Here is a 10165-nt window from a genome sequence, read left to right as displayed (position 1 = left end):
TTCCATGGAGGAGTCGCCACATACGGATAATGCCCCTGAGCCTCAGCAGAAGAGCACCGCTGTGGTTGGGTTATCTACGCCGATTTATGGTCTGTTCGCATTGGGCATTCTTTACACGTTGTACGTCGCGCACCAAATTATATTGCCGATCGTGTTGGCTGTACTTGCCAGTTTGTTTTTGTCTCCTTTGGTTCAGCGGGCTTACCTGAAATTCCGAATACCGAAAGCCGTCAGTTCTTTGTTTCTCGTATTACTCGTTTTGGCGGGCATTGTTGGTGTTGGTGCTGCGGTAGCAACGCCGGCCATAGAGTGGGCGCAGAAAGCCCCGCAGGGTATATCGCGCTTGTTAGTGGGCGATAGCCAAATCAAGCGCCAGATCGACAAAGTTAACCGTTCGGCCGAACAAGTTGAAAAGTCTGTGGAAGGTTTATCTGATAGTGGTGAGGAAAAGCCTAAAACCGTGGTGTTAGCGACCGACTCTTGGCGTAGTCAGATGGTCTCTAAGGTTCGGGACGGGGTGGCCGGTTTGGCATTGGCCTTGGCTTTGACCTATTTTCTGCTCGTCAGCGGCGATCGGTTAATTCGGAATTTCGCCAAGCAGTTACCAAATCCGCAGCGTCGAACAGTTCTTCGCATTACTCATTACTCCCAACGCGAGATCGCGCAATACCTCGCGGTTTTGGGTGTGAGCAATACGTCCGTTGGTGTGCTTACGGCGCTCATTTGTTGGACTATCGGTTTGCCAGATCCAGCAATGTGGGGGCTGGTGGCTGGTCTGGCTAGATTTATTCCTTACTTGGGTAATATGTTGACTATCGCGTTATTAACTCTGGTTTCAGCGGTTACGCTCGATACGCTGTGGATGATGGCGTTAGCGCCTTTGAGTTTCATCCTGCTCACAACCATTGTCGGATTTTTTCTGGAGCCGTGGATCCATGGCTTCCGTATGGCGATTAATCCGGTCATTATTTTTATCTCCATTTTCTTCTGGGGTTGGCTGTGGGGGCCGGTTGGGGTCCTTCTGGCCGTTCCGCTGATGACGGTCATTCAGGTAGTGCTTAAACAGATTCCTAGACTTCGACCTGTCTACAAAGTTATTGCGCGATGATAGGGCGCGCTCAGGCCGGGGCGCCGGTCTGAGCGCGCAATCCCTGCAGTAGAACTCAACCGAAACGGTTGTGAAGCTGCGGCCACTCGAAACTTAACGCCTTTTTCCTTTTCCTGCCCTTTTTTAATTCTTGTTTTCTCCAGTTTTTCTGCCGAGTGGTTATCAATATGTCGATCTTTCTCGTCAGAAAGGCCTCATATGACCAATAAATGACCGATAAAGAGTAAGCATGCATGCGTCAGTACGATTATACTGCGCGGAAAGCTGACAGGTCATAGCGTTGAATAAAACAATAAGGGGATACCCCCAGAAGGAGTATGCAGTGGCTGAGAACTCTCGCCAGCGTAGGTTGGCATGTCTTGCGTTTACAGGTATGGCCTTGGCTCTATCCGGGTGTGGTGGTGAAGAAAGCGGCACGGGAGCGGGTGAGTTAAGCGGCAACAGAGTGGACGAGAAAGTGACTCCTGAGGTTGTCGAGCCTCAAGCGGGGGGGGCTCGTAAAACGGTCTATCAATGGCAAAACACTCGCTATCAGTTCGCCAATGGTTGTTACAGCCTAGGGTCTGACGGAGTGTACATCTCGAAAGTGGATGGCGGCGAATACGGTGTCACCACAAATCCTGCCGAAGCGGCAAGCTTCACCATGCGGCCCACTAGGCTGGGCTCCTATCTTTTGATGTCTGATTTCACTCGCGAAGAAACCCAAGTTGGGCAGTTTGAACTTCTGGGCATCAGCGACCCCGGGGGTGAGTTCCTCGATGCGAGCGGGCAGTTTATTGGTGAACTCAGCTACTTGGTGTCGGGGCTCGGAGACACGCTTAATCTGGTCCTAGATCCGGTCGCGCCTCTCGGCGGCATTCTCCGTGATTTGGGCGAGAGCTTGGATTTCACCGGCGGCCAGCTAGCGAATACGGACGTGCAGCCCAAGCTAGCGGCGGTGAACAGTCCGAACGAGCTTGCCGTTTGGAACCTTAATAAACATGAAGGCACCGATACATACACCCTGGCCTCGGATGTTACCGGGTTGCTCCTGACCGCGACGGAGGAAGGTTTAACGCTTGCTTCGCCATCACTACGGGATGAGACGAACACGTTCACGCTGCAGGAGGCACAAGGATGCGTGGCTTATCCGGAAGCGGACTTGAGCTTGGAAGTCGTCGATGAGCGTGGCCCGGCGATCTATCTTAAAGAGGTGGACCGCTTCAAAAATGTTAAGGGGCTCGATAAAGACGATATCTACGGCTATGTCGATACCCACTCCCATATTTCTGCGTACGAATTTATAGGTGGGCGTGTTAACTACGGTGATCCGTTCCACAAGTTTGGCGTGACTCACGCGCTGGAAGACTGTGCCATAGCACATGGCCCCGGCGGCACTACGGGGTTGGTGGAAACGGTGACCAGCGGTTCCGGCCCGCACGATACTCAAGGCTGGCCGAGCTTTAATGACTGGCCTCGTCACAATTCATTGCAGCATCACCAGAGTTACTACCGGTGGATGGAGCGAGCTCACCTATCCGGTATGAAAATTCTGGTTAACCATCTCGTACACAACGAAATTCTGTGCGGCATAAACCCGCAGAAGCAAAACGACTGCGATCCGATGGAAGCAATACTCCTTCAGATCCAGCGCATGTATGAGATGCAGGATTACATCGACGCCCAGCACGGTGGCCCGGGTGAAGGCTGGTTCCAGATCGTGACCAGTCCAGGTCAAGCGCGTAGCGTGATTGCCGATGGCAAGCTGGCCGTGGTGCTTGGGGTCGAAATGTCCAAAGTGCTTAACTGCGGGGAGTTCCTAGATGTTGCTGAATGCACGCGTCAAGATGTCGTTGAAGGCTTGGATCAGCTCTATCAACTAGGCGTTCGTAATATTTTTCCAGTCCATAAATTTGATAACGCATTCGGTGGGCACCTTCCTGACCTGAGCTCTGGGATAGGCATTGGGCCGATCTTGGCTGTTGGTAATTTGGGGGAAACTGGCCACCTTGTTGAATACGAAGAGTGCCCGGAAGGCACGGAGTTTGTTGGTGATGAACCGGACCAGAACGCGGCCATGCAGCCATTCGGAATTATCGATCAGCTGTTGTTCCAGATGGACTATTTTGGTGACCGTTTCCCTGAGACACCAGAAGAATTGAAGGAAATGGACCCTCGCAGAGGCACGGGGCATCTTTGTAATCGCCGCGGCCTGACTGATCTGGGCGACTTCCTGATTCAAGAACTGGTTCGTCGCAAGATGATGATTGAGACCGATCACATCAGTCGTAAAGCGGCCGCTCGTATTCTCGATATCACTGGCCGACTGGACTACCCCGTGATCAATAGTCATGGCGGCTGGGGTGGTACCGAAGCCCTTCGTGATCGCATCGCTGAGCAGGGTGGCATTGCCGCATCCTTCGGCGGCACCCGTGAAGGCTGGGTGGATTCGCTGGTAGCGAACGGAAATCGCCCGCGAGCTGACCGCTTCAAGGTTGGACCCTTTGGTGGTGCCGGCTTTGCCACCGATGTTAACGGCATCGCAGCACTGCCTGGCAACCCGGGCTCTCCTGACGACGATGCTCGCCTATACCCGTTCGAATCGGTGGACGGTCGTGTGATCTTGAGCAAGCAAAAAACCGGCGACCGTGAGTTTGGTCTTTACGATGGTCGCGGTATCGCGCATTACGGTCTCTACCCTGACCAGATTGCCGACATGATCCTGAATGCAGACCGCCCCAAAGAAATTGTGGACGAAGCTGTGAACCAACTATTCACCTCCGCGGAAGCCTATCTCCGAATGTGGGAGCGCATAGAGAACGCGCCTTTGTAACCTTTAGCGAACCTGATAACTAGCAAAAGAAGGGAAGTAGCTGTAATGAAAAATATAAAAACAATGCCCACCCCCTGGAGGGGGGGGGTGATGGTGCTCGGCATGACGGCCATGCTTTCGATGGCGGGGTGTTTTGGCGGCTCAGGTGGGTCTGATAAATCTACAGCCAAAGCGGAAAGCCCTAAGGGCGATCAGGAGTTGGTAGACCGATTCAGTGATGGGCGTACCTTTAAGGTCAACCCGGGCGAGTTTGCTACGGATGAAATGGTTACGGCGATGATCCAGCTGCGTCCTGGCGATACGCTGGAATTTGGCTGCGGCTATTTCGAGCTGTATCACGGCCTGCTTATCCAGGCCACAGAAGATGTAGAAATACGCGGTTGCGGTAAAGATGAAACCGTTTTGAACTTCCGTGAAAGCGACAACGTGACGGGCCTTGAAGCGCTGAACGTTCGTGGCATTACCGTTAAAGATCTGACCATCCTCGATTCCCCGGGTGACGCCTTCAAATTGAAAGGTGTGAAGTGGGGCACCTTGCTGAACGTTAGGGCGCTTTGGTCTGGCGGCGGTGAGCCCATTACTGAAGAAAACTACGCTTCACGCTTGCATGTTGCATGTACCAACCCGCCATATAATAAAGACGATCCAACGCCAGACTACATTCCGAGCTCTTCCGCCGGCCGTTATGGCATCTACCCGGTGGAGTCCGAGAACATCCTGGTGGATAACTCCGAATCCATCGGGGCATCCGATGCCGGTATTTATGTGGGGCAGACCAATAACGCCATCATCAAGAACAGTCGTGCGGCCTATAACGTTATGGGCTTCGAGATTGAAAACGTTCAAGGTGGTGAGTACGACACGAACGTTGCCGAGTGTAATACCGGTGGTTTCCTGATCTACGATCTGGAAAACATTACCCAATACGGTGACACCTCGGTGATGCTGAATAATATTTCCCGTAACAACAACACCTACAACTTTGCCCACAGCGGGATCGTGTCTGCGGTGCCCCGAGGTACTGGATTTATTACTCTCGGTTACGACAACATCGAGATTTACGACAACGTCTTCGAGGACAACAGCACCGCGGCGATTATCTACACCAGTTATGAGCTGCTGGACGGTAAAGGGAAGACAACAGACAAAAAGTTGGACCCCTATACCGAAGGGCTGCATATCCATAACAACGTAATGAAGAATTCTGGTTATGACTTGCCGCAGCCAAATTGGGAAAAGGTTGCCGAAGGTGAAGTCGAAACGCTTCTTCCGACATTGATCGGCCTAAAAAACTATAAAAACCCGGGTAAGGGAGCCCATATCGTATGGGATGGCTTGTTGGATGACTACGACAGCGAGTGCGAGTACCCGAAAGATGCTAACGGGCAGCCGGTACCTCAAGATGAAAACGGCAAGCCGATTCATACAAACCAGCATCCGAATCCACAGTGCCATTACAACGCTTACAAGTTTGATGATGAGGGTGAGCGAAAATTACCTGAATGGGGCTCATGCTTTGTTAATAATGAGATGGATTCAGACAGTCAGGCTTATATGAATTTCCATGGCCTAAAACCGTTGGCAGGGCTTTTGACTCTTCCGGATTACGATTTAACAACCTTGGATGGTTGGGGGGAGCTGCTCGATGGCGGGTTGCAGGATATCCTTGAGCAAACCGTGACAGGTTCTATAGAGACCCTTAACGAAACCTCTTTGGAAGATCACAATTGCACTCTTCCAAGCTTGCCCAGAGTGACGATTCCACCGTTTGAGCGCAGTGGTGGCATTGATCCGGCTCCGAGTCAAGAGTATATCAATCAATTGTGCGAGGCACCGGTTAGGCCAGGTGAGATTAACCGGAAGGCATTGGCCGTAGATTGCCCACGTCTAGACCAGTACAACTTGTTTGCTGACGATCAGGATCCGCGTAGCACACCCAATGAGGGAGGTGTTCCTTATGTGCTGAACTCCAAGTTGTTCTCTGACTATGCCACCAAATACCGGGTTGCGTTTATTCCGCCGGGAACCAAGGCGGTGTATAAAGACGGCCAGGGTGGCGGTAACCTTAATGGTTCTATCCATTTCCCGAATGGCACGGTTCTCGCCAAAACCTTTGCATTTACCGATGAAAGCAAAGGCACCGAAGAACTGATCGAAACGCGCCTATTGATCAAGCGTATCTCGCAAAGTGGAAAGGCGGTCTGGAGTGGTCCGGCCTACAGTTGGAGCACTGATGCCAGTGGCAAAAAAGTGGCTACTCTCGTCCCGGGAGGGGAGACTCGCAGCGTAAGTTGGCACTATCAGGATCAACATACGGGTAAAGTGTTGTCAGGTTCATCCGATAGCTACGCTATCCCCAACCAGAACCAGTGCATCACCTGTCATTCCAACGATGACCTGGAAGCGGGCGCCGCGCCTATCGGGCCAAAGCCGAGAAACATGAACCGGGACTACAAGCCGGAGTCCAGTTTCATGGGCAACCGAGGACAGGGCGTGCCTAATCCGGAGAACCAGCTTAAGGATTGGGTAGATCGTGGTTTGCTGACCAATGTTCCTGATTACGGGCGTATTGTGAATGGCGTGGCGACCAACCTTGAGCGTCTTCCTCGGTGGAGTGTGCCGGGTGACAGTGGGGAAGTGGCAGGTTCCGATGCTGACATCGAAGATCGACTACGTGCCTATCTGGAAGTGAACTGTCAGCACTGTCATAACGACAAAGGCGCGGCTTCAAACACGGGTTATTACTTGGATCATTACCGGAAAATCGACGCAGGCTACGGCATCTGTAAGAAGCCAACGGCAACCGGTGGCGGCTCCTGTGGCAAGCAGCATGTTGTCGTGCCCGGGGAGCCTGAGAATTCGATTGTATCCTGCCGAGTCGCAAGCGCTGATGATCCGCAGAGAAACATGCCACCCATTGCCAAGAGTGTTGTGCATGAAGAAGGCGTAGAACTACTCAACAGCTGGATCGCCAATGTGGTTGACGACACCTACGATAATTCAGATGCCTGTGGCGGAGGTATCGGAATTATTAAATCTGTAAACTAAACGAAATGATGTCTGAGCCACTCCGCCGATGAGCGATTATCGGTGGAGTGGCTTTTTTTATGGAAGAATTTTAGGGCCTGTCCGGTAGATCGGCTGAACCGGCCTCATTGGCCGGATTTTTTCATGATCTCCGTGTACTGGCCTGAAACAATGGCTTCCACCCGACGGTTCTTAGCACGGCCTTCGTCGGTATCGTTCGTGGCAATAGGCTGAGATTCACCCATGCCCGTGGTGCGAATCCGGTCCGCATTGATTCCGAAGTGATCGATGAGTACTTTCATGACCGCATCGGCACGGCTCTTAGACAATTTTTGGTTGTAAGAAGAGGGGCCAGTGCTGTCGGTGTGACCTTCCAATAGAATCCGTGATGTTGGGTACTGCGTTAGAACCTTGGCAAGATTTTTGAGGTCCGGATAAAAGGCTTGTTGAACCTCCGTTTTATCGTGAGCGAATTCCACGTACAGGGTTTCTTTGATTTCGCGAGTCAGCTCTTTCGCGCAACCATCGTCATCCACCAGGGCGCCTTGGGGCGTATTGGGGCAGTTGTCCCGGTTGTCGGGTACGCCATCACCATCGGAGTCTGCAGGTGGCGCAGACAGCTTGGAAAAATCCAGGGGCTGGCGGCCAGTCGGCGCAGATGCAAACGTTCGGCCGAACACATAGTGCACGCCTGCGAAAACCTGGGCGTCAAAGTACTCGTCTTCAATTTCTACCCGGCCACGAACGCCCGCCTCAGCAATAAATCTCGGGGCAATCATTTTTTGCAGGCCGGCTTCAGCAAAGATCAGGTCTTCGCCTTGAGAGCCCAAGTTATCAACGTCGATATCGGCGTAGCTGTATCCGCCACCTGCAAATGGGCGCCAACCGGCCAACCGGTAGCGGCTTGGGTGAAACCGTGCGCCAATTGAACCGCGCAAAATGTCTAGATCTTCATCAAGTTTTTTGGTTTCGGATTCGGCATAGCTGCCTTGTAGCAGCATACTGATATTAGGATTGAACTGATGGGTGAAGTTGAGGCCGAATTCCCAGTAGTTGGTGATGTCATCGCCTGCCCGAGATGTGACATCAGAGTTGCCCGAATCGACGAAGCTGGCTTCGATGCCAAGGCTGCTGTAGCGCGACGGAAAATCCTGAGCGGTTGCTGTAGCAGCGGGAATGGCTAACGCGGCAATCAGAGCCGTGTTTCTGAGGGTGGACATAGCGATGGCCCCTTGGAGCTTTGTTTGTAAATGGGAAGGATAAGATAGGGGATCTTATAACCATCTCACCGGCATCACAAAGGTTCAGCCTGAACTTAAACGAAGTCGGCCTCGTTAGGTATGGCTACGTTCGGTAGTCAGAGGCGGGGGAAGAGTAGTCGGCAGGTGTTTGAAAGCGCAGTCGCGGCCCCGGAGGAATCAGGATTGTTTCGTCTTGCCGAATGGCATCCATGTTGAAAACGGTCAGGAACTTGGAGATGCCAAAGCGTGTGGGCGCATCGTAGGCAATTGCATTTAGCTCGTTATATGGGGCTAGCTCAATCAGTCGATCTAGCAGGTCCATCCGGTTCGAGGGTTTGCGCGGAAAATCTTCGGCAGGGGCTCCTTCTTCGTTTAGCCAATGGTTCCAGTGGATGTTGATGTCGTCGAGCACTTCCCGGTTGGTTCTTCGGGGTAGATTCAAGAAGCGGCAGTGGTTGAAATTTTCGAACTTTTGTTTGTTCGCATCCCATGTGCCGATGTCTATTTTAATATCCGCAAAACAGACGCCTAATCCAGAATTAGCGCTTTGGCGCACGGCTGCACCGATAAGGCTTCCCGGGCCTTTGTGGCCATATAATAAAGTGACGCCTTTGCTGGGCAACTGAAAATCCACATGCTGAAAATAGTCCGGGCGACAGAGTGTGTAATCAGCCGGGAGGGAGTCGCCTTCATAGAAAAAGAATGTTTTGGCTCCGATAACAGACACGTACATGAATCCTTATGGCCGATCGATTAACTGAGCGGTGTCGTGGGAGGGTATGGCTTAATTCAGTTGTAGGTTATGTTAGCACCGAATTCTTGGCTGTATAGGTATGGTTAGTGCTTGATTCTCCTTATTGCGAACCCCGTAACGAACTCACTCACCCGGCCGTGCCGGTGAGTGGTCGTACGCTGACGAACTTGAAGTTGGTGCTGGAGAGCGTGGTTGGTCAAGGGGAAGTTCGAGACCTCGACTTAGCCATGCTGCTCAACGTGCCGATTAACCGCTTAGGGAAATTGAAGAAAGCGAAAACACCTGCAGAGGCACTGCAAACGCTGGGTTCTGAAGATGAGCAGGATAGTGTGGGAACGATTCGTCCCAACCATGCGATTCTCGTGCGGTTGTTGTTAAAACACCCTGAGTATGCTCCGCTGCCTCGTAGACCCGGTAATGCTGCTCTCTATGAGTTGCTGGCGCCGTTGTTGCCCGAAGCTAAAGAAGGAGGGGCGGTGGCGAGCAAGCAGGGGTTTGCCCCATTATTTGGTCGTTCCAGTGTTTCCCCCTCTTGGCCCTTTATTCGACGCATCGCGAGTAACGAGCTACGATTTTGCGGCCGATCAGCAAAGTTGCCCGTTCTTCGCACGCAGGTTAGCGGCGGTTTTTAACGAGCAACTTCGGCGTGGGCGCGCGATTCAGGATGAGTTGCGAGGGTGCGTTGAAGATGAGTTAAAAGCCAGAGGGTTGTGTTCCGAGCTGTTTTGGAGAGATGGGCGTTGGGGCGGTTAGGCCCGAATGGGTATCGTTATGTGACGGGGTTCGCATATAATTGTAGAAAGAAGGTATCTCTTGCAATTGTTTACGTTTCGTCCATAGAAAACAACAGATCGCAATGTAAAACGGTGTTAGTGTGAACTTATTGAAGGCCGTGGCTAGTCGCAATGGAAAGTGCGGGAAAGAAATAAGTTTACAGGAAATGCCTTGAGTGTCTGAGTTAACAATAACAGTCCCGCAGTTAGAGGTAATTTAAATGAAACTTGATAAAACAGTAGTAGCCCGGATTAAAAATGCAGCCCCTAAGAAACAGAAGGGTGCTTCATCGCTCGAGTACATCATGTTGGCGGCAGTGCTGGTCGGGATTCTTGTGCTTTTATCCAATTCTGGTCTGGGTGATAAAGTCACCGGGTTTTTTAATGACATCTTTAGCACTGCGACAGATGCGTCTGGTGGTGGCTCAGAGTAAAATGTCGGTAAACCTT

At 52.0% G+C, this 10165-nt stretch carries 7 protein-coding genes; 5 read left to right on the top strand and 2 right to left on the bottom strand.

Translation table 11 applies throughout. From position 1 onward, the window contains the following. Positions 1–4 precede the first annotated feature (4 nt). From ACNQ6O_RS10275 to ACNQ6O_RS10265, 3 genes are all read left to right on the top strand, one after another. Positions 5–1108, top strand: coding sequence for an AI-2E family transporter (locus tag ACNQ6O_RS10275; protein ID WP_418053121.1), 1104 nt, complete (start codon positions 5–7; stop codon positions 1106–1108). Positions 1109–1430: 322 nt separating this feature from the next. Further along, positions 1431–3920 (top strand): hypothetical protein, encoded by a 2490-nt coding sequence (locus tag ACNQ6O_RS10270; RefSeq protein WP_418053120.1) that lies wholly within the window; start codon positions 1431–1433, stop codon positions 3918–3920. A 102-nt stretch (positions 3921–4022) separates the two neighbouring features. Next, on the top strand, positions 4023–6968 hold the full coding sequence (locus ACNQ6O_RS10265; protein WP_418053119.1) for a parallel beta-helix domain-containing protein: 2946 nt from the start codon (positions 4023–4025) through the stop codon (positions 6966–6968). A 104-nt stretch (positions 6969–7072) separates the two neighbouring features. On the opposite strand, the gene ACNQ6O_RS10260 is transcribed toward ACNQ6O_RS10265, so the two are convergent. Both ACNQ6O_RS10260 and ACNQ6O_RS10255 read right to left on the bottom strand, forming a co-directional pair. Then, positions 7073–8167, bottom strand: coding sequence for an OmpA family protein (locus tag ACNQ6O_RS10260; RefSeq protein ID WP_418053118.1), 1095 nt, complete (start codon positions 8165–8167; stop codon positions 7073–7075). A 124-nt stretch (positions 8168–8291) separates the two neighbouring features. Continuing rightward, on the bottom strand, positions 8292–8915 hold the full coding sequence (locus tag ACNQ6O_RS10255; RefSeq protein WP_418053117.1) for a hypothetical protein: 624 nt from the start codon (positions 8913–8915) through the stop codon (positions 8292–8294). 113 nt (positions 8916–9028) lie between these two features. On the opposite strand from ACNQ6O_RS10255, the gene ACNQ6O_RS10250 reads away from it, so the two are divergent. Together ACNQ6O_RS10250 and ACNQ6O_RS10245 are read left to right on the top strand one after the other, a co-directional pair. Continuing rightward, positions 9029–9574, top strand: coding sequence for a hypothetical protein (locus tag ACNQ6O_RS10250; RefSeq protein ID WP_418053116.1), 546 nt, complete (start codon positions 9029–9031; stop codon positions 9572–9574). Positions 9575–9936: 362 nt separating this feature from the next. Continuing rightward, positions 9937–10149 (top strand): Flp family type IVb pilin, encoded by a 213-nt coding sequence (locus ACNQ6O_RS10245; protein ID WP_418053115.1) that lies wholly within the window; start codon positions 9937–9939, stop codon positions 10147–10149. Positions 10150–10165 lie beyond the last annotated feature (16 nt).

The organism is Marinobacter sp. SBS5 (assembly GCF_048285575.1).
Lineage (GTDB): Bacteria > Pseudomonadota > Gammaproteobacteria > Pseudomonadales > Oleiphilaceae > Marinobacter.
Note: the sequence above shows the minus strand (reverse complement) of the source record. Positions and strands in the feature narration are given on the sequence as shown.

What these genes read in the sequence shown, in the direction of transcription:
- ACNQ6O_RS10260 (WP_418053118.1), bottom strand. Translation starts at nt 8,167, where the DNA reads ATGTCCACCCTCAGAAACACGGCTCTGATTGCCGCGTTAGCCATTCCC.
- ACNQ6O_RS10245 (WP_418053115.1), top strand. Translation starts at nt 9,937, where the DNA reads ATGAAACTTGATAAAACAGTAGTAGCCCGGATTAAAAATGCAGCCCCT.
- ACNQ6O_RS10275 (WP_418053121.1), top strand. Translation starts at nt 5, where the DNA reads ATGGAGGAGTCGCCACATACGGATAATGCCCCTGAGCCTCAGCAGAAG.
- ACNQ6O_RS10265 (WP_418053119.1), top strand. Translation starts at nt 4,023, where the DNA reads ATGACGGCCATGCTTTCGATGGCGGGGTGTTTTGGCGGCTCAGGTGGG.